Source organism: Pedobacter borealis DSM 19626 (assembly GCF_000708285.2).
In the GTDB taxonomy this organism is placed as follows: Bacteria; Bacteroidota; Bacteroidia; order Sphingobacteriales; family Sphingobacteriaceae; genus Pedobacter; species Pedobacter borealis.
This window is the reverse complement of record NZ_JAUG01000032.1, coordinates 1-21784: the sequence shown is the minus strand read 5'-3', so window position 1 is coordinate 21784 and position 21784 is coordinate 1. Positions and strand designations below refer to the sequence as shown.

At 38.2% G+C, this 21784-nt stretch carries 16 protein-coding genes; 8 read left to right on the top strand and 8 right to left on the bottom strand.

Annotated elements, in window-relative coordinates; all coding sequences use genetic code 11:
• A complete protein-coding gene (locus AW17_RS10935) occupies positions 1–2352 on the bottom strand; it encodes a TonB-dependent receptor (RefSeq protein ID WP_029276318.1) in 2352 nt (783 codons plus the stop codon).
• Between the two features lie 177 nt (positions 2353–2529).
• Between AW17_RS10935 and AW17_RS10930 the strand changes: the two genes are divergently transcribed.
• The 4 genes from AW17_RS10930 to AW17_RS10915 all read left to right on the top strand — a co-directional run bounded on the left by AW17_RS10930 (position 2530) and on the right by AW17_RS10915 (position 6974).
• Positions 2530–3303 carry an SDR family NAD(P)-dependent oxidoreductase gene (locus tag AW17_RS10930; protein ID WP_167343666.1) on the top strand — a complete coding sequence of 258 codons (774 nt, stop codon included), beginning with the start codon at positions 2530–2532 and terminating at the stop codon, positions 3301–3303.
• A 1548-nt stretch (positions 3304–4851) separates the two neighbouring features.
• A complete protein-coding gene (locus AW17_RS10925; protein ID WP_029276314.1) occupies positions 4852–5658 on the top strand; it encodes a phytanoyl-CoA dioxygenase family protein in 807 nt (268 codons plus the stop codon).
• A 159-nt stretch (positions 5659–5817) separates the two neighbouring features.
• The gene (locus AW17_RS10920; RefSeq protein ID WP_245235044.1) at positions 5818–6507 is read left to right on the top strand and encodes a CDP-alcohol phosphatidyltransferase family protein; all 690 of its coding nucleotides are present in this window, start codon (positions 5818–5820) and stop codon (positions 6505–6507) included.
• The gene (locus AW17_RS10915; protein ID WP_051691762.1) at positions 6507–6974 is read left to right on the top strand and encodes a GtrA family protein; all 468 of its coding nucleotides are present in this window, start codon (positions 6507–6509) and stop codon (positions 6972–6974) included. Before AW17_RS10920 ends, AW17_RS10915 begins: the two co-directional genes overlap by 1 nt.
• A gap of 243 nt (positions 6975–7217) precedes the next feature.
• On the opposite strand, the gene AW17_RS10910 is transcribed toward AW17_RS10915, so the two are convergent.
• From AW17_RS10910 to AW17_RS10900, 3 genes are all read right to left on the bottom strand, one after another.
• Positions 7218–8309, bottom strand: a complete 1092-nt coding sequence (locus tag AW17_RS10910; RefSeq protein ID WP_029276308.1) for a phosphotransferase enzyme family protein — start codon at positions 8307–8309, stop codon at positions 7218–7220.
• A gap of 116 nt (positions 8310–8425) precedes the next feature.
• The gene (locus tag AW17_RS10905) at positions 8426–9778 is read right to left on the bottom strand and encodes a Gfo/Idh/MocA family protein (RefSeq protein ID WP_029276305.1); all 1353 of its coding nucleotides are present in this window, start codon (positions 9776–9778) and stop codon (positions 8426–8428) included.
• 127 nt (positions 9779–9905) lie between these two features.
• Positions 9906–12233 (bottom strand): beta-galactosidase, encoded by a 2328-nt coding sequence (locus AW17_RS10900; protein WP_029276303.1) that lies wholly within the window; start codon positions 12231–12233, stop codon positions 9906–9908.
• A 599-nt stretch (positions 12234–12832) separates the two neighbouring features.
• Between AW17_RS10900 and AW17_RS10895 the strand changes: the two genes are divergently transcribed.
• From AW17_RS10895 to AW17_RS10885, 3 genes are all read left to right on the top strand, one after another.
• The gene (locus tag AW17_RS10895; protein WP_157280265.1) at positions 12833–13543 is read left to right on the top strand and encodes a hypothetical protein; all 711 of its coding nucleotides are present in this window, start codon (positions 12833–12835) and stop codon (positions 13541–13543) included.
• A gap of 412 nt (positions 13544–13955) precedes the next feature.
• Positions 13956–15155, top strand: coding sequence for a hypothetical protein (locus AW17_RS10890; protein WP_029276299.1), 1200 nt, complete (start codon positions 13956–13958; stop codon positions 15153–15155).
• 23 nt (positions 15156–15178) lie between these two features.
• The gene (locus tag AW17_RS10885; RefSeq protein ID WP_157280264.1) at positions 15179–15700 is read left to right on the top strand and encodes a hypothetical protein; all 522 of its coding nucleotides are present in this window, start codon (positions 15179–15181) and stop codon (positions 15698–15700) included.
• Positions 15701–15928: 228 nt separating this feature from the next.
• Here AW17_RS10885 and AW17_RS24450 read toward each other — a convergent pair whose 3' ends face one another.
• From AW17_RS24450 to AW17_RS24160, 3 genes are all read right to left on the bottom strand, one after another.
• Positions 15929–16249 carry a JAB domain-containing protein gene (locus AW17_RS24450; protein WP_280739971.1) on the bottom strand — a complete coding sequence of 107 codons (321 nt, stop codon included), beginning with the start codon at positions 16247–16249 and terminating at the stop codon, positions 15929–15931.
• A 788-nt stretch (positions 16250–17037) separates the two neighbouring features.
• Positions 17038–17577 (bottom strand): hypothetical protein, encoded by a 540-nt coding sequence (locus tag AW17_RS10875; protein ID WP_029276293.1) that lies wholly within the window; start codon positions 17575–17577, stop codon positions 17038–17040.
• A 24-nt stretch (positions 17578–17601) separates the two neighbouring features.
• On the bottom strand, positions 17602–19128 hold the full coding sequence (locus AW17_RS24160) for a hypothetical protein (RefSeq protein ID WP_029276291.1): 1527 nt from the start codon (positions 19126–19128) through the stop codon (positions 17602–17604).
• A 606-nt stretch (positions 19129–19734) separates the two neighbouring features.
• On the opposite strand from AW17_RS24160, the gene AW17_RS10865 reads away from it, so the two are divergent.
• Entirely contained in the window at positions 19735–19971 is a 237-nt protein-coding gene (locus AW17_RS10865; RefSeq protein ID WP_029276289.1) for a hypothetical protein, read from the top strand.
• Between the two features lie 869 nt (positions 19972–20840).
• On the opposite strand, the gene AW17_RS24445 is transcribed toward AW17_RS10865, so the two are convergent.
• The coding region (locus tag AW17_RS24445) for a YncE family protein (RefSeq protein WP_029276285.1) at positions 20841–21784 on the bottom strand (944 nt) is incomplete at its 5' end.

The following is a 21784-nucleotide window of genomic DNA, read 5'->3' as shown; positions in this document are numbered from 1 at the left end:
CTAAAAAGCGTAGCCTAGTGATAGGTTAAATCTGCGTCCATTCCCTCTCACATAATTTACATTGCTGCCGTAAAACTGAGAAATGGCAGGATAATAAACTTTGTTCAATAAATTCTCTACACCTACCGATAGTTTTAAAGGCTGTGTAACCTGATACACGGCTGCAACATTAAATAAATTGAATGCTTTTACCGGACCTTCGCCAATTAAATATTTACCTGCCGCATTGGTTTTAAAGCGGTCACGATTTCCTACACGCATCCAGTCTACATCTAAACTTAAGTTTTTAATACCTGAATATTTAAGGTAAACAGTGGTTTTTGATGGCGGGATACGGGTTGTGTTTAAATACACATCTTTCTCTCCGTTAAAATTATCATCATCATCTACATCGCCTTTTCCTTCTACCTGTGCATAATTACCACCAATGCTCAAATCGCGTAGAACCTGATAATCTGCCTGGATTTCAAATCCATATACACGCTCTGGAATACGTTGAGAGATGTAAGTTCCATTAACTTCTAAAAGATTGGCGCCCAGTTTAGACGTGCTGTAATAATAAGCAGCACTAAAATTCAGTTTACCTACGGTACTGCTAAAACCAGCTTCGTAATTGTTTACAATAATTGGTTTAGTTTCTAACTGCGATAAGGTATTGCTTTTTGCTGCCCTTAACACCCTACCCAGCTCGAACACCGAGAAAGATTGTGCATAACTGATAAAAGGATTAAAAAACTTGAATTTCGAGTAACGAGCGCCAGCATTAAATACTAAAGCATTATAATCTAATTTACCCCCTTGCACCGCTATACTTCCTGCACCGTTTGCACCGGTAGCCAAGGTATTAAAATCGTCTACATCAATGTTAATATTTTCTACCCTTAAGCCTCCCTTTATGGTTAAATCATTAATGAAAGTTGCAGAAGCCTGTAAGTAAGGTGCAAAGTTCACCATATTCATATTAGGTACCCATAAACGGCCATCTGTTAAGCTTTGAGCAGTTTTATCGTTCATTAAATCCAAACCATAGTTCAATTGCATTGGTACCTGATCTGCAATATTAAAAGGTGTATTCAGGTTTACCCTTGCACCCTTTTTTGTTGAAGTAATGGCCGATTGGCCGCTACCGAAAAATGACACTGAGTTAGAATAAATGGTATAAAAGTCCTGATAATATACATTGGCCGTTAAATCTGTTTTGCCAAAAATCTGCTGATTGGTATATTGTAAATTGGCATTATGGTTAAACCTTGTTCCTTCATCTTCGCCCAGTCTTTTCCCATAAATACCAATAGCCGGCGATTGACCGTAAACACCATCTTTGGTTAGGTATTTAGAATGCTGTCTGGAGCTGAAATAATTATACATCACCTGCAAACGCTGTTTTGGAGTAAAGTTATATCCCAGTTTTACAAAGCCATTGTAAGATTTAGTCTCGCCTAAACCATATTCAGGCGAAATTACCAAGCCTTCAGCATCGCGGAAAACGCCGGTTTTTTCGAACATACCACTTACCAGATAATCGAACTTACCTGTTTTGCCGTAAAGCTGTTGTGAAAAACGGTAGCCTATGGTGCTATCGCCTTTTAAGTTTCCTGTAATTCCGGCTTGAGAATAACCTCCGAATGATTTTCCTTTATCGGCTTTTTTAGTAATGTAGTTAATCAAACCTCCTTCTGCACCATTACCATAAATGGCGGTGGCACCTTTAATAACTTCAACACGCTCTATAACCGAAGGATCGATACTGCGGATATCCCTTCCTCCTGCCCTTAATGGAGTTGATTGCGGAATACCATCAATTAATACCAAAACATTTCTACCACGCAAAGTCTGACCAGAGTTACCCGTTTGATTGGTAGAAAAACCCAATCCAGGTACGCTGTATGAAAGGATATTAGCTAAATTCGGGCTAATTGCAGATTGTGTATTCAATTCCTTTGCTGTAAGCACCGTTACCGATGAGGGTGTTTGCGACAAAGATTCAGGTCGTCTACTTGCCGAAACAATTACATCATTAAGTTCAGAACGCTGCTCTTTTAAAACAATATTTACCTGAATTGTATCGTTTGCAATAACCGATACCACCTGCTCAAATTGATCGTAGCCTGTAATGGAAACCCTGATCTGTTGGTTTCCTGCAGGAACATCCGTTAACTTAAATGCACCGGTTTTACCTGAAGTAGTTTTAAGATTTTGCTTTTTAACCTGTATGTTGGCAAAGGGTATGCTGTTCCCTAACGAGTCGACAACTTTTCCGGTAATTGTTCCCTTCCCTATTTGTGCAAAGAGGGTAACTGTAGATAATATTATAAGCGCAGTGGCGAAAAATTTTATGTAATGGTGTTTCATGTAATATCTAAATTTCAGCAAATCTAACATTATTTAGACTTGTTAAAAATAATAACTCAAAAAAGATACCTACATGGTGTTTAATCATTCATCATTTTAAAATAAATAAGGCATAAGATTTAATTTATTTGATATTTGCGTTAAACCGTTTGGAGTAAAAAAATGTTGGAAACAAAGATGAAGTACGCACTGATAACCGGAGCCAGTAAAGGTATAGGAAGATCTATGGCCATTGCACTGGCCAGGAGAAAAATCAACTTGTTGCTTATTGCCCGTTCGGCTAATGAATTGATTTCTTTACAAACGGAGATCAAAAACCAATATAACGTTGAAGTAGATATCTTGTCGATTGATCTTAACCAGGCTCAAGCCCCAAAATTGGTATACAACTGGATAACAGAAAGGAATTATGCCATTAATATCCTGATTAATAATGCAGGTTATGGATTGTGGGGGAAATTTGAAGAATTGGATTTAAGTGCCCAGTTAGAAATGTGTCAATTAAACATGATTACGGTAACTTCACTGTGCCATTTATTGCTTCCAATCCTTTCTACAGAAAAAAAGGCTTATATACTCAACGTTTGCAGTACTGCTGCCTACCAGGCGGTACCAACCTTGGCCATCTATTCGGCAACTAAAGCTTTTGTTTTATCTTTTACGAGGGCTTTAAGGTTCGAGCTTAAAGATGGTCCGGTTTCTGTAAGCTGTTTGAGTCCAGGCCCTGTTGATACAGGTTTTGCCCACCGGGCCGGACTGGATGCCTTTAATAAAATGGCCGAAAAGTTTAATATGAAGCCTGATGAGGTAGCTGAAATCGCATTAAAAGGAATGTTTGCCGAAAAATCTGAAATTATTCCAGGTTTTACCAATATCATCAGTGTATATGCCAATAGAATCCTGCCAAAGGGATTTATCGAAAAAATGGCCGCAGGGATTTATAAGACTTGATAAGTCCGAAAGTTAGAGATCCGAAGTCTGGAAACCACATAGAAGCTCAAATGAGATTAAATTGGTAAACAGATCTCTCCATTGATAATAGACATAGTTTGTAAAATTGATTTGAAAATGAGCAGTTCTGCGTGCTTGGCATTTTTAGTCCCGCTTTCCATTCCAAGTCCGCACTCATTCTTCGTTTACGGGCTTTTCATTACATTCGGGTTTAGGAACAAAGGTGGGTACACTATACAACCCTAAAAATGAAATACTATTTAGGCCATCTAGCCCCGGGTGCAGCGTTACCCTGCAGCAAGGAGGTATCCCGAACTTTCGGGAAAGCGTAAAGCGAAACACGGGAACAAAGTAACCTATGATTACTGCAATTGCACTCCCAATAAAAGTCCATTCATTTAAAATAAAACTGAGTGTCGGATGGGAACATCCAACACCACGGAGTTGTGCAGTTAGATATTACCATCTGACTGATTGTATACGCCATTTTCATGAATTATCTTGGTATATGTATGAGTGTCGGATGGGAACATCCAACACCACCTGTAATATAACACCAAATTGATTTGGAAATGAGCGGTTCTCTGTATATGGCAGTCTCAGACCCGCTTTCCCTCCTGCTGGTTGAAGAAACCAGCATCCGTTCCAATCGGGTTTAGGAACAGCGTTGGTGCACCATGCAAACGTTAAAACTAAACACTACTTCGGCCATCTAGCCCGGGTACAGCGTTACCCCAATGTCATTAAGTTAAGTACTATGCCGTTGTCAGTCTGAGCTTGTCGAAGACCTTTTCTATAGTCGAAAACGAAAAAACATTTGTCCTTCGACAGGCTCTCCGTAGGAGTCCTTTGGACAGGATGACAATGTTTTTTGTTTTCTCCTTAACTTAATGACATTGAGCGTTACCCTGCAGCAAGGAGGTATCCCGAACTTTCGGGAAAGCGTAAAGCGAAACACGGGAACAAAGTAACCTATGATTACTGGAATTGCGCTCCAATAATAAAAAATCTATTTCAATTTGATAACAGATCTGAGTGTCAGATGGTAATATCTAACACCACGGATATTTCATTTAAAATAAAACTGAGTGTCGGATGAAAACATCTAACACCACGAGGTTGTGCAGTCAGATGTTACCATCTGACTGATTGTATACGCCATTTTCATGAATTATCTTGGTACATGTATGAGTGTCGGATGGTAACATCCAACACCACGAAAACACCTCCAGTAGTCTTTATTTGCACATTTCTATCCTACCGCACTTCCAAAAATAAAGCTGAGTGTCAGATGGTAACATCTAACACCACGAATAACAGCTCTTTCCAGAAAAAATATTTTAAAATATTTCAAATAAAATTCTTTGGAATATTAAAAATATGTTACGTTTGTATTAAATACTACTAATTCCATAGACTATATAGAATAAAACAAACCTGTTTTATTTTCCTCCAGTACCGAACCACTCGACAATGCGAATGTGCTGTTGCTGCGCATAACGCTATCTCCAATTTATCCTTTTTCCTAAATCTTTTAATTTTTTACACATGGCCACATCGTATCCAACCTTTACCTTATCTGAACAATTAACACAAGAGCAGCTTGATTTTTTTAACACACATGGGTTTATCCATTTCAAGAATTTCATCAAACCCGAAACAGTTTCTTCCATTATCGACGCTTCTAAACAAGTAGAACAAAAATGGATACAGGAAGATATTAAAAAAATAAACGGCGTGCCGATTAAATACGGGAAAGATCTTGATGGCTCAGCAATTGTGCAACGGTTTGCCTTTATTAACCAACAGCATCAAACATTAAGCGGACTGTTATTAGACCCACGCTTTAATGCCTTACTGCAATTGGCGGGCGATGGCGCACGTTTAGGTACTGAAGAGAAAGACGGCATGGTGTTTAACCACTACATTAACGGACCAGAAAGAAAATTCAGCAAAATGGGCTGGCATACGGATGGTTTAAGGGATATTTTCTACGGCACTAAACTAAACCCGATGCTGAACGTAGGCATTCACCTGAGTACTTTAAAGCCTGAAAATGGCGGATTAAAAATTATCCCTGGCACCCATAAACAAAGTATTTACCAAATGCTTTTTCGCAAAAAATATTTCCTTGATAATAAACCAGATGCTGAAGAAGTATCGATATTACCCGAAGCAGGAGATTTAACCATCCACGATGGAAGACTCTGGCACAGGGTGGCAGAATCGGCCATTCAAGGCGAGGAAAGCAGGAGGAGTGTAATTTACGTACCCATCATCGCAGGTAAATACGCGCCAAAAAATGAGAATAGTCCAACAGTATTTTATCAGCGCTTCGCCGGAATTGTAAAATAAATTTATGTTATTTGCCCTATTGGTTTACTTACCTGGTCAGATCGGGGAAGCTAAAGCGAATAACTAATTATTCTAAAGGTATTCCAAAGAAGATCAGTTTAAAATTTTACCGACCAGAAACAGCCATTCTCTTTGGCGTAATTTTGGCTGGCACTTAAATTGGAGGCTATTATTAAACTAAAAGAAGACCATTTAGATGGCAAAAGGGTATTTGCAGACCGTGAAAGGACAAATATTTTACGAAAAGGCGAACAATGGCTGATCCTTTTTTTGCTTCAAAGGGTTCCTAAGTGGATCACGCCCAATATGATGACAGGGATTGGCATGTTTGGATCGCTGATCGTGTTTTTAAGCTTTATTTTGGCTGTTTTTTATGCAAAAAGCTATTTGTTGATCGGAATTTTAGGTTTTATGATCAACTGGCTCGGCGATTCGCTCGATGGCCGATTGGCGTACTTTCGCAAAATCCCGCGCAAGTGGTATGGCTTTGCACTCGATATTGTGATGGATTGGCTCAGCATTATTCTGATCGGTTTGGGCTATTATTATTACGCTGATGGTGGCACACAGATTTTCGCATTTCTTTTTGTGGTATTGTACGGTTGGTCTATGATTATTTCTCAACTGCGTTATAAAATTACAGGCTTTTACCAAATTGATTCTGGCTATTTAGGCCCGACGGAATTACGCGTAATTATTTCGCTTATCTTAATTGCCGAAACCCTATTTACAGGTGCCATTACTTATTTCGCAATTGCTATGGTATCGCTGTTATTGGTTATCAATATTATCGATACGTTTAAACTTTTGAAAGCCGGCGACGTTAAAGATGAAGAGGAGAAGCTATAATGACCTGGGCCTCTGTTAAACTTTTTCTCAAAGCACAGGTATCTGCTTTTTCTGGAGGCGTTACTGATTATGGTTTAATGATTTTGCTAACAGAATGGTTGCATATTCATTTTACCATTTCGATCTTGATTTCTGGCACCATGGGTGGGATTGTTAACTTTTGCATTAACCGTTTCTGGGCATTTAAAAACAACCATGGTTATTGCAGTTCTACAAGCGGACAGCTAATCCGGTTTTTTACTGTGGTTTTGGGGAGTATTTCATTAAAATCAGCAGGTACCTACTTATTGCACCGAAGTTTAAATCTGGATTATAAACTTGGCAGGCTTTTAATTGATGGCATTGTTTCTTATGGCTTTAACTATCCGCTGATGAAGTATTGGGTATTTAAAATCAATAAATTAGGCATTTCTGAAGCAGAAGAAGAAAATTATTTTGAAACACTTGGAGAAGAACAAAGAGCGTAATGGCATGCTTCTACCCTCTCGGTATGTGCAGTATAATTTTCTATACCAAAATACATTAACAAACGTTTGCGCTTTATTTGTTATGAAGCTAGCAAAATGCTTAAACTGTTCTTAAAAAGATGTGTCCAGATTATGGAATTCTGAAGGAAAACGACGATTTTTTGATATCTACTTATTAAAGGCAAAAAGGATGTCCAGCCCTAACGATGAAGCATAAAAACTGAACACCTTGCCTTTACCTTATTAGTTTAATATTATTTTAGAGTCATTTATTCTATTTTGATTAATTTTCTTAATAATCTCTTCAAATTTCGATTCTTTGTCGATGTACTTATTCAATAAATCGATCTGATTTAAGCCCCTCACCAAGTTGTGCTTAGCATAACTTGTTTTATAGTAAATATCCCCGTTTAAGAAATCTGCTATAAACCTTACCGCTTGCATGTAAATCATAAATTTACCCGAATAAATAAAGAACTGTTTTTCGGTAAAGGCCAAAACCTGGTCCATTTCTTCCATATAACCTTTATGTATTGCGGCAAAAACGTCTTCTCTAATACCTATTTTACTAAAATCCTTTTCCTCTTCATTGGCTTCTGAGAGATAAGTACGCATCATATCGCCCACATCGCTAATAAAGTATCCCGGCATTACGGTATCTAAATCGATTACACATAAGCCTACCCCAGTTTCGGCCTGTAACAGTACATTGCTAATTTTGGTATCGTGGTGTACAACACGTAAATTAAGCGCACCGCTATCTACCATGTGTACATACTGCTCTTCTATATCGTAATGTCTGATAATCTCTTCTATAGCAAACTTTGCCTCACTAATCCTTTCATCACTAGCTTGTTCTAAAGCTTTTTTAAACTGCTCTACACGTAAAGGCAGGTTATGAAAATCTTCTATAGTGGGCTTTAATTTTTGTACGTTGAAGGCACAGAGCATCCTGGTAAATTTACCAAACTGCTTAGCAGCGTGATAAGCCTGCTCAGGATCATGTACAAAATCAATAGAGCAAGAATTTTCTACAAATGGAAAAATCCTGTAAAAATGATCGTCAATAACCACGAAATCATCTCCATTTGTGGCCGTAATTGGGGCAACAAATAAATATTTAGGGGCTGTTTGATCAAGATATTTTTTTATTGTCTCAATATTTTGAGCAATATTTTGAGGTTGGCGAAAAACTTCCGTATTCACCTCTTGCAAGATATAGGCTAATTTTTCACCGTAAACTTTCCAGGTATGGTTAATTAAGCCCGAGCCGAAAGCTTCAATTTTAAATTTTTCTGCGTTAAGTCCATAAGCACCTAATACTGCTTGAAACATAAGATGGTAATATATATTTGAATAAAAATTGTTCCAGGCAAACCATTTGATCAACCTGAATAAAGTTGCTTATTAAATTATGCGGGTAAGCCATATGGCATTACCCGCAAACGAGACTAAAAACCACTATCGTCTAAAGCGAAAGTATTTTTTCGATCTTTCCATTTTCCTTTTGTAAAATCTGGGAATTTTTGTGGCATATTTCCTTCTTTTAACGATTTGGTAGAAAGTGGCATAATTACACTCATTGTAACTGAATCATAAACGTCAATAGGGGTTTGTTTTTTCTGTTTTACCGCCTGGATAAATCCATTAAATACAAACCAGTCCATACCACCGTGACCAGCGCCTACAGCTTCTGCTTCATATTTTTTCCAAAGTGGGTGATCGTATTTATCAAACCATTCCTGAGCCGGATCCCATACATCATCTTTCTTCGATTTATGATCGATGTATACTGATTTGTTTACATCCATCCAAAGGCCTTTTGTTCCCTGTACCCTGAAACCGATAGAATATGGTCTAGGCAAGTGGGTATCGTGACTTAACAATACAGTTTCGCCATTTGCACAGTTGATCATCGTAGTGGTAACATCACCATTTTTATAGTTAATTTTAGCGTTAGGGTGGCCAGGAGAAACTTCTTCTACGTATGCGGCCAAACCTCTTGCTTTAGAACTGAACGATACCAGGCTGGTAAAGCTGTTTCCTCTGTTAATGTTAGCATATTGCATTAAAGGGCCAACACCATGGGTTGGATATAAATCGCCATCCTGATCGATATTGAACTGCGTACGCCATTGTGCCTCGCTTAATGCTTTTGGCCCGTACTCTACCCCACCACCATAATAATCTTTACCGTTGTTAAAAAGTACGTTTCTTAAATTATGTTGGTAACCACCTTCAAGGTGCACCAATTCGCCAAAAACACCTTGTCTAACCATGTTTAAAGCCGCCATTACATCTCTACGGTAACAAACGTTTTCTAAAGTCATGTAAGGCATGCCTGTTTTTTCTGAAGTGTTTACAATATCCCAGTGATCTTGAACACTTAAACCTGCAATTACCTCGCAACCTACATATTTACCAGCTTTCATGGCATCAACTGCCTGGTCGCGGTGAAACTGCCATGGTGTTGCAATAATTACGGCATCAATATCTTTACGGTCTAAAAGTTTTTTATAAGCATCTAAGCCACCAGTGTACTCTGTTGCTGCAGGTCTACCTTTTTTGGCAATATAATTACGGCAGATTTTGAGTGAACTTTCCTGGGTATCGCAAATTGCAACAATTTCTACATCATCTCTTAAGGCACCTTCAGAAATATGGCTCATACCACGTGCACCCACACCGATATAACCTAATCTTACTTTTCCACTGTCTGATGATGCAAATAAACTTCCGGTTGGCAGGATGGTTAAACCAGCAGCCGTAAATGCACCATTTTTGATAAAATCTCTACGTTCCATTTGTGTTATTTAATATTTATTGTTTAGTTTTTTAATTGATCCGGTTAATACTGAACAAACGTTTTACTTGCCATTCTTTCGCACTTTTTCGCACCAAACCACACTCACTTACAGCTCCTTAACAGGACTAAAGGTTTTTAAAAAGTGTCTGGCTAAAATATAATCTGTAATCTTTAATTCTTCCATTGGCATTATCTTGTCTGGGTAATAGCTTTAATCCCTTTATAATGTAGTTTTTACCCAGGTCTATTACGATCTGGTGTGGCGGTTTCGGCGATTTAGATTCCCACTGGGTGTGCCAGATGCTGGTAAACTGCAAATCAAAAACATTAGCGGCATTTCCGTCATCTCCACCCAGTTCTTCACTATCGGCATATACTATTTTCCAGTCGCTGCGCGGAATTTCGTTCCCCTTATCATCAAGCAGTACAATTTCTGCAACCGTGGTGTAAGGCTGTCCTTTTTGCTCGGATAGTGCTTCTAAACAAAAATAACGCGCGGTTACAGGTTTAAAACTAACCTGCTGCCATTTGTTATCGTTCGCAAAACTGCCTTCGGCATAAGCTTGCTGTGCATCCGAAACCCATTTTTGGTTATCTTTTTTGTGCAGCTCGGGCTGTTTTTCGTTCACCACATCCAAAATGGGTTTATCTAAAAAGCTTAATGCAGGTTTTTCGGTTCCGAAGAGGTCGAATACCACCACTTCATTTTTTCCTTTCTTTAACCAGCTGCCCGGCACAAGCATGGTTTGCGTCGGACCGATATTCCAGTACCTACCCAAGCACATCCCATTTAACCAGACTAGGCCTTTATTCCATTTACCCATATCGAGGTAAGTATCTTCTAATTTATCGGCATTAAAACTTCCTTTGTAAAAAGTAGCTGCAGCAGGCTGATTGCCAAGTTTTTCGTAACTAAGCGGAATATTTACTTCACCAAGCCTGATGGGGTAATTTTTCCAGCCCTTTAAAACAGTTTGTTTTCCATTTTCGGATAGGTATACTTCCCCATGGATTCCTTTCCGATCGTGCATCTGGTAGCCGTAGTTTACCCTGCCTGTGGCTTCTACCAAAACCCTTAATACACTTTTACGCGGGCGGGCGGGAATTTCGATGCTGAATTTATTTTTTCTCCTATCCAGCTCGCCAATCTTTTTACCATCAATGTATAGCAAAGCATAATCGTGAATGTCTTTAAACACCAGGTTCGATTTTTGGCCTGCTGCCAAATTGGTTTCATATACTACACAACCAAAATCCTGGTTTAAATCTTCCATCAGCATTGCGGTATCGGCCAGTACAGGCTTAGGCAGGTTTTTAGATAGTACAGCTATTGAGGAGAACGTAACCGCTTGTAATTGCTGGATCTTGTTTGCTGCAGGTACATCTGGCAATACCTCCCCTTCTTGCAGATAATTGGCAAATAACTTACGGATGGCATAAAACTTTTCGGTTGTATTTCCGGCTTCATCAATCGGGGCATCGTAATCGTAACTGCTGGTTTGCGGCAGGTAAGGCGGTGCATTGGCGCCACTGTAAGTACCAAAACTTGTTCCGCCATGTGCCATATAAATACTAAACGATGCTTTATGATCGAGCATGTATTTTAACTCGGCTACAATGCGCTGGGTATCACCTTTGTGGTGCGGCCTGCCCCAGCTATCGAACCAGCCCGGGTAATATTCGCCGCACATTAACGGCCCTGTAGGCTGTATGGCCCTTAAGGCTTTAAAATTAGCTTCTGGTCCGCTGCCAAAATTTACCACCGCGAACAAACCTTCAGGGTGGTCGTTTTTTAACTGCGAAGGCCCATCGCAATGAAATAAAGGAACGGTAAAGCCAGCTTCCTGTAAATTGGCTTTAATGATGTTCATATAATCTTTATCATTGCCATAACTGCCGTACTCGTTTTCTACCTGCACCATAATAATGTTGCCACCGCGGCTAAACTGCAATGGGGCAAGCTGTTTGCCTACAGCTAAAAGGTACTTTTTGGCTCTTTCTAAGAAATATGGATGTTGCGTACGCAAGCGGATGCTTTTATCTTTAAGCAGCCACCAGGGGAAACCGCCAAACTCCCATTCGGCACAAGAATATGGCCCTGGCCTTAATATTACATATAAGCCAACCTCTTTTGCCAGTTTACAAAATTCGGCAGCATCACTCTGCCCTGTCCAGGTAAACTGATCGGGCTGTTTTTCGTGTATATTCCAAAATAAGTAAGCACAAACCGTGTTTAAGCCCATTGCTTTGGCCATTTGCAAACGTTGTTTCCACTCGGCTTTTGGTATACGGGCAAAATGCATTTCGCCACAGCGTATTACATATGGCTTGCCATTAAGCTCAAAAGATTCGGCACCTATTGCAAAGGTGTTTTCTTTTTGGGCCCAACTATTAACAGATAAGCTTATTAATAGCCCTAAAACAAGTGTTTTTGTAAGCAAATGGATACGCATTTGTGCTGGTTCTTTTCGGTTTTGTTGATTTGTATTCTTTTCTTTAAAAGTAGAACAAGCAAATGAGCATTACAACATAAATATCAGCGCAAACGATTGACTAATTTTTGCGTTACCAATTATTTAAGCCCAAAGCAAATGATCTATTTACCGTGCTTATTTAAGCTGTGCTGCAATGCCTTTGCCACAATTGCCCATTGCCTGGCAAAATGGTATTAAAACTTTTCGTTTACCGCTATTTTAAAGGCTTTACATTTTAAAGGCCATAATGTAGAAATAATAAAAAATATGAGGAAGTAATTCCACATAGGTAGCGCGAAATGGGGAAATATGGCAAAAACGTCTACAGTTTTATTCGCACGCATATAATGGCAAAGAAGTAATTTTTTCACCTAAGCATTAGAGATTAAATCAGGGTTTTCGAACCATTTGAAAAGGTTTCCATCGAAAATTTAATGGTAGGCATTCTTGCTTTCTGTTTTAAGATTCCCAAATGAGAAATTTAGGCAAAGTTTTGTCTACTACATTTGTAGAGGATGATTTTAAGTTTAAATATTCTCTTACAATTAACTAAAAACCTACCTAAATTAGAAAAGCTTATGGCGAACTCAGAAAGTGGCTATGCAAAAAAAGCAGCCAATTTAAAAGATTTAATTATCCGTTTAAAAACCCTTGGGGATGATTATAATCCACCCAAGCCCAAACTATCAGTAGAGGCTTTAGAAATCTTATCGAAAAATGCAGACGATGCTACCCGTGCCCTAAGTTTGGTTTTGCCCGTTTACAGTAAAGCTGTTGATGAACAAGAACTCATTTTCAAATCTTTAAATGCATTAATTACCAGAAGTTATAATTATTTAAAGGCAGCTATTGATAACCCTGCCGAGTTACAAACGGCTAAAACACTTGCTGATCGTTTAAGAGGAATTGGGAAAAATAGCACATCCGCTGATGGTGCCGCTGGCCCGTCTAAGTCGCGGGTATCGTACGACAATAGAGTGGAGAATCTTAAACAATACATTGATGTGCTAGCCACGAGTAAAGTTTACGAACCTACTCAAGAGGATATCAGTATAGTCTCTTTCCAAACCCTACTAGCGAGTATGGAGAGCAATATAACAGCTGTTGCTATTGCTAAGACACCTGTTGATGATGCGCGTAGGAACCGATTTAATATCTTTCATACAGAACAAATCGGCTTGGTCGATACTGTATTAGGTGTTAAAAGTTATATTAAAGCATCTTTAAATATTGACCACCCTCAGCGTAAACATATTTTAGCCCTAACTTTTACAAGAATGAAATTGTAAGTATATTTTTAACAGTTCCCTATAACTGTTTGATTAAGAGATTGTATCATAAAGACGATTTCACTTCAAATGCTGTCATGTTGTCCAAAGGACTCCTACGGAGAGCCTGTCGAAACACCTCAAAGCGTATTTAACAGGCCCTTCGACAGGCTCAGGATGACAAATCTATATTTATGATACAACCTCTTTTTTATTGAGTAAATTCGTAATCATCATTTAGATTAAGTCAATTGAAATCTTGTGCTAAAACAAAGTACATGTAAAAAAAACTAAAACTATAGGTGGTTCTCGCGTTATATACACGTCATTTACATAGCTTCGAGTAAAATTCAATAATTTCATTTTAAGTAACAGTTCTATTGCTGTATGTTTGCCACATCATTCCTCTCACTTTTAAAAATTTAAATTAACGATGAAAAAATTAACGCCTATCAAAGCCAGAGACATGGCTTACTTAGTATTGAAAAAACGACTAAATTTACCTCCACCATCCCAAAATTATTTTTTAAACAGGCTCAGTTTTATTTTTTGTTTTACTTTGCTAGTAATAAGTTCTTGCAGAAGAGAGGCAGAACTTTTGCCTAAAATGGTAAAGATTTCTGTAGACAGAAAAAAAGAACTAAAGGGAGCAGATAAAATTGCAACTATCAATAGCTTACATAAAACTGACAAAATAATCTTAGCTGCCCCGCCTAAAGTAAACTGCTATTATATTGTGCCACATATGGAAGGTTATTTATCAGGATTACCTATAGAAGTTTTATATGAGGTTAATGATATAATCGTAGCAAGTTTTAATGAAGTTGTGAGTTCGCGGTATGAGAGTCAACAAGATGCATTAAATGCTTTTCAGACTGCACAATATAATGCTTTTCAACTGGCAACTTCTAAAGGACTAAATTACCAACCACCAGGACAGCAGTATGAACCGACTGAACAGCTTTGCGATGGCGATGTTGGCTTTGAACGGGTTGTTGATCCATGTATTCAGAAGCTGAAAATTAGGGATATGATGAAAGACACAGTTCTAATAAATAAAAACAAAGAAGTAATTTACAGTACGCTTGCAACTGGTGACGAATATGGTTACGAACAGAAAGTCCAGTCATTCGGTTCAACAAATTCTTATATGAATATTCCTGTTAGAACTGATGGCAGCACAAATAAATTCACTATGAAGTTCACATGGAATGCGACCACAGGATATACAATCGGTGATACACATTCGCATCCAACCGGCAGTGCACCATCTCCAGCTGATATATTTGGTATGATTAAAAATCTGACTACCGTTGAAAGCTCAGATACTGGAATCGACTTTTATAAGAATAATGTCTCGATTACTGTAGTAAGCGGTTCCGAAAAATATATTGCAACTGTAAAGGACTGGACAGTATTAAAAACAGCGTACGCACAATACACTGCAAACATGGACGCTTATAATAGAGATTACGCGAAGCTTGCGGCGGAGGGCGGGGGCACAGAAAATGCCTTATTAAAAAAATTAGGTAATGCCATCAATCTTTACAAAGAAAATAGTGCCGGAAAATATGAACCACGGGAAAGAGGGGCTGATGATTTACCAGCTTTTAAAATATGTCCAGAATATTAAACTCAATTCAAAAACCTCATAACATGAAAACAAGCCTTATAATATCCACAGTTGTATATTTTCTAACACTGATACAGTCGCAAGATCTACCAAATAATTCGATAACAGTTAAAATCCCAGAAAATGCAAAAAAACTAGTAAAATCAGAAGCATCAACCTACATTAAAAAGAATTTTAAAGGTGAAAACTATATTAATGCAAAAAAAAATATTTATAAAATAAAAAATGTAGTGTTAGCCTATGATGATTATATCCTTCCAAAAGGAGAGACAAAAACCCTAATCCAGATAAAAGGTGAAATGGAAGGAATGATGGGGGAATTAAATCTTAAAAACGATATTGTAAAGTCAGAAATTACACAAATAAATAATAGACAATATTTTGTTTGGCAAACGCTTTCTAATGATGAATATCTTTATACAGTAATTTCTGATCCTAAGTATAAAAAAGCTATAATTGCTAAAATTCTTTTCAAGAAATCCGACAAAAAAACTGCGGATAGAATTTTGAGTGATTTCATGCAAAATATAGCCTTTAAAAAATAATCTTTATTAATTTACTGCCTAAGTAAAAACATCAAATCGCCAAGAGCCTAAATTTATGTAGATAATGAAACAATAATCGCCCAAAAGACTAAACTTTAATGAACTAATTTAATTGATAATATTTGAAATAGAGTTCTGTTTCCATATCTTCCTATTAATCATTTTAACAAGAATTAATTTACAAACATAATAAAGGTTGCCTCACATTTTGAAGCAACCTTTTTATTTTTAATCATTAAGGCATTTTTTCCTATAACTCAAATATGTTTTTGGATTGCAGATTATATAATCTATAATATCAATCTTCACTTTTTCACAGGCATTAAAACAAATGTTTATAAAGAGTTCATCAGCAGCATCTATAGTAATCTCTTTTTTGTTGCAATACTTTAAAAGCACTATTTCATAAGCATTACAGGCCTGTGCTAAACCCGTTATTTGTTGTAAACAATTACCAGCTTTTCCAAACTCTTGGATTTTGTACCAGGAAAATACATGCTGTTTTTCGTTCACAAATAAGATGTAATGTTTGTTTTCGTGCTTTGTCAATGGTTCGCAGCCGATCCATTTTAAAAATTTAAAAGAAAACTTAGCCTTACTTACATCTAAGGGCCGTTGGAGTGCTTGATAGCTAAGCTTAAGCAATTTGATTTTTCGTTGGTTGCATTTTGAAAAAAAGTTAAATATGCGCCCAGGTCACTGCAACCAACGTCGGAAAACCGAAGTGATGCTAGACTTTCACCAGTATGCCTGGGCTTATAATAAATAATTAAATACCTGCCTCGCTTCAATTTTTTATTTATAGATCGACTGTCTTAGTATTGCAAACATCTCGACAGACAAATTAAGTTTAAACAGAGCTTAATTCAACTATCTTTATAGAAACAAAATGTACAAGCCACGCTTTTTATTTGAGGGTACCCTAGATTGCATATTTCACTAATGGTGGTTCTTCCCCACTTTTGGTGGTTTTTAGTCGCTGAATATTTGAATGAATCTAATAAAAAATATCGGCTGTAATGCACCCAACACAGTTATTTGTCATACAATGATTAGATGACAATTCCTTTTTAACCCAAGAAGAACATATTACTAATAGTCATGAACGTCAATTAGAGGATTCAGGCGTTATTAGAAGAGGTCTGTTGTGAAATTAAACAAAATACTGACCACCAAAAGTGAGGAAGAACCATTTTCGCCGAAATACCCACTCTCCTCCAGATCCCTAATTTAAAGATTTCTAATCTGGGTTAATCCTACAAGCAGAAAAGGCCCGGTAGATTTTTCTACAGGGCCAATCTATGCTACTATTTTAACTGATTTGTTTCTTTAGAAACTTAATTATCTCTTGATAAGGAAGGCGCTTTAAAACTGATGCGTTTGAGGAAGTCACTCAATATTTTTTCTGCCTTGTCCTTATCCTCGGCCTTATATTGAATACTACCGGATATGCCCCTGGAACCTTTTTTATCAGAGATAAATGAACAGTAATATTCATCACCGTTCTTTAATCCCATAATCAGGAACCTTGTATTGTTGACCTTGATAATTTCAGCTTTGTCAACATTCGCTTTTAACCCCAACTCGCTCATTCCCCCGAGCCATTCGGTCTTTCTGTCTTCAAGTCCCTTAAAGTCATCCTTGGCCTCATTATAATCAGCAAAAGCCAACAATACATTATCCACCTCATAAACGTGTTCATATTTCGATATGGCAAGGGTTGATTTAAACCTACCTTTCGCCTTTGCAGGTAGGCTAGCCTTGTTCATGCGCAAGGACTTCTGAGGGAGCTCAACATTGGCTACTTTGCTTAATGGCTCATCCTGCTGAAACAGGACACAGCAGTTTATCAGTGCTGCAACTAGTATTATTTTCATGTTTGTCTTTTTTAAGGTAAAAAATTATTCTATTGATCCCGGATTGCAATTAAAATTGCTAACTTCTCCATTTGACCCTAACACCAACGGCTTTGTATTGGTGCCATCACTGTTAGATTTATATAAGTTTATTGCATTGCCTAATAAACCCAGAAGAGCCTTTTCGCTTCCACCTGGTTGGGACATTAAAGTTGCGTAGTTCGTATTGTAAGCATTTATATCATTTAAGTAAGTATTGTAAGCTGCAGTAAGCAAACTCCAGTCCTTTACGGTAACGACATAATTCCCTCCAGCAGTGAGCACGGTAATAGAAACGTTCCTTTTATAGAAATCGATATCACTCGTTCCTGCATTCTGAAGCTGGGTACTGTTCAGGTTTTTTACCATTCCAAAAACGTCGGCTGGTGAAGGTGCAGACCCCAGTGGATGCGAATGTACATCGCCTATCGTATATCCACTTGTTGAATTCCAGCTAAAATAGGAATTGAATGAGTTAGTACTCTGATCAGTCCGTATTGAAATATCTTTATACGTACTGCCTCCTACTGATGTAAGTTTCTGCTCATATCCATATTCATATCCGGTTGCAGATGTACCCATTCTCGCGTCCGTATTTTTGGCTGCAAATGAGGTATTACTCGCAACTTCGTTCACTTTTGATAGCCTGTCGCATAGGTTGTAAGGATCAGGAGTTGGTGTGGTAGGTGTGCTACCGCCACCTGAACCGCCGCCGCTGCCTCCACCGCTGTACCCACCATCGCCGCCGGAACCGCCACCACCACTGCCATAACAGGTAATGACCGGAACGGAATAAGCAAACTGGTAGGAACAAACAGTTCCCAGCTCTGGATAGCCCACGATATAGACACAAGTTTCGTAGTAGTAATCGTAAACAGTTACATCGCAGTTTGTGTTGGAATCATAAAGCATCACCCGATCCCCAGGGCCGTTCCCTACGAAAGGTTTACGTTCTTTAAGGCTCAATAGTTGGTCGGCCGTTAAGACCGACCTGGTCAAGGTTTGCGCAATTTTTCCTGAACTGATTGTATAACCGTTCTGGAACGAGCCATCGATATTAAAGTAGTTCAGCACACCGCTGTATTGCCCAAAGTCTTTGTAGTGAACATTGGCAATATCCTGATTTCCTTCACCACGCAGCATCATATAGGCAGCATATACGGTAGCGGAGCCCGGTTGGTTAAAAAAAATGAGTTTTACTTGAGCTGCATCAGCAGCCCTGTCTTTTTCAGCGTCACCACCAGCATTTGTTCGGGTCATCATAGCAACCTTGTTCGGGTTACTGAAACTCACCTCGGTAACAGTGTAGCCATCTACTGAACTGGTGAAGCTATTTTCCCAATTCGGTGCATAGCCCGCAAACATGCTGGCTTTATTGACCTGTATCTCTTTAGCATACCAGCTTTTCAGCTCATTGAGACTAAGGCTTTGGAGTTCTGCTTTTTGATCTTTCTTACAGGATCCATTAAAGAGTAGCAGGATCAGGCATGAAATGCCCAACTGCCGTAGCGTTTTAGATTTTTTGTTTTGCACTTTTTCAAATGATTAGAGGTTAATGAATGATTAATTACAATAATAGCATTCGATAAATATATAATTTTTGTATACGTATTGCAATCCCAATTGTAAGTCTCTTATATAATTCTGGCATCCTCTACGGGCCCGCCTTTCTGCTTTACCTTCTGGCGAAAGATACCGCTGCAATTAGTGATGCGTTCATGTGCATATTTTGGCTAAAGTGGTTCTTCCCCAATTTTGGTGGTTTTCCATGATAAGTCTGGTTGTTATTCGTTAAGAAATAACTAAACTGATTTTCTCATCAGCTGATCCCTTTAAAATAGTTTCGGTAGATAACCAGGCCGATTTTGTTTAAGACTTTGCTTGGGCGTATTCATCGATCGTTAATTTATGCCTAATCTAGCAAGTTCCCTTTAAATTTTAAAATCGTGAAAAAGTCTGTAATAAAATATAGATGACAGAAAGCAGGAAACTTATTAGGATTGTTTTTTTCAAATTGCAACTAGAGTCGATCTTCGAAACTTAAATACCCTGTCATCGCATGTTTTATCAACATTTGAAATTATTAATTTATCACATTTTGTTTTAGATATTTGTCACAATTCGTTTTGCACACTACAAATGCCCCAGTTTATTAAATCGACCCAACTATTATATTATCCTACCCGCAATTTATATTATTACACCCGCGATTTGTATTACCGCACCCGCGATTTATATTATTGCACCCGCGATTTATATTACCGCACCCGCGATTTATATTACCGCGCCCGCGATTTATATTATTGCACCCGCGATTTATATTACCGCACCCGCGATTTATATTATATAGTACAGTGGATCGAGAAAATTTATTGAAGCAAAAACCATATTTATCCACAGCCAAAACACATACTAAATGCATTATTTTGGCTGTAGATATTTATTTATCCGCAGCCAAAATGGTATATTATAAGTATATTCTGGCTACATATAATTTATTCAACAAGGTGGGTTATTGGGCAAGAACCACAGCCCCATTCACCAATAAACCCGGTAGCAACGGAAATCCTTTTTATTGCAGAAGCGTAATCCCCCCTATTCTTGCTGCTGGTTGCGGTAAATTTGCAATAAAAAGATTGGAGTGAATAACGGGGCTGCAGCACCTACAGCGGTATGAACGTTCGTTTTCAAATAAAAAATGTACAAACTAATTGTAGCCCCCAACCCCTCCAAAATAAGGAGGGGAGTTGGAGGCTACAAATAAGGCCTTCGACAGGCTCAGACTGCCATTTTTGTTAAGTGGTAAATTGATTCAGGTGCCAACGCCAATTGAAGACCTGTTTCGATGATTTAATCCAGGGGAGATACATTTGCGTTTCCCCGTTTTTATATAGTTTAGCTTGTAAAATTCTAATATGCTATCCTCCTACTGTTTAATGGTTTGTTTTTCCTTTATCAATACCATGCCTGCTCATTTCTTTCCAAATGAATTTTGTTCTGCGTATCTGTTAAATAATATCGGATCTGGCTTGAAAAAACCAGACAAAGGAATGATTACAAGAGATGTCCTGTAAAATAAGGCAAAGTTCATAATAAATTTATAGATTAATAAGATTTCATTTACGCTAGATTGTTCAGTATAAAGATTTAACGTCTTAAGACATTCCTCTAATTAAGGTTAAACAAAAAATGTCGAGAAGCCACGATATGCATCTCGACAATCCAAAATAGAAGCTAAAATACCTCTACTTACCTACTTCTATAATTTTAAAGCTTCCGGGAATACGATGTGGACGTTGGTTGGCATCTGTACTTTTTTCGAAGGCTGCCGTTGGCAGAAAAAGGTGATGACTAGTCAAATCAATGGCGATGGTTCTTGCTCCTACTTCTGTTTTTACAGTTTCCTGTACAATAAACTTATTAGCTGAAACCTCTTTTACCACTGTTATATTGCCTTCTCCATTGGCGCTGTAAGCTAATTTAGCAGCCGGATCGAAAACTACACCGTCACAATTATCGCCAATCGGTAACGAGGCAATCTGTTTGCCTGTTTTGGCATCCAGAATAAGCATCACTTTGTTGGCACAAACCGTAAACAGTCTTGATGTTATACGATCGATAGCCAAGCCAGAAGGTTCTTCTCCACCCTTTAGCTTATACCTGGATAAAACTTTATAAGTGGCCATATCAAAACAAACAATTTCTCCGGTATCTTCGATATTTACATACACTTTTCCTTTCCCGTCTGACACGCCCGCTTCGGGTTTACCCCCTAACGGAATCGTTACGATAACCTGATCCGTTTGTGGATCGATAATACTGGCATCACTACTTCTGCCATTGAATACGATTACTTTTTTGCTATAATCATCAAAGAAAGTGGCATCAGGGTTCTGTCCCACTTTAATTTGCGCTGACACAGTGAAGTTGTTCAAATCAAAAACGGTACAAGTACCTGCTTTGCCATTGGTGGTGTACCCTTTCCCAAACGGACCTGCAATTGCAATTCCATGTACACCAAGTGTATTATGGATCACGCCCACCGAATCGCCACTGTTCTTATTTAATATATTTACCTGATTACCATGAGAAACAAAAAGATTGTTGTGCTGCTGATCGATACTTATATAATCCCAACCCCCGTCGCTTTGTATTTTATGGACTGCCAATACGTGCAGGCCGCTTTTTT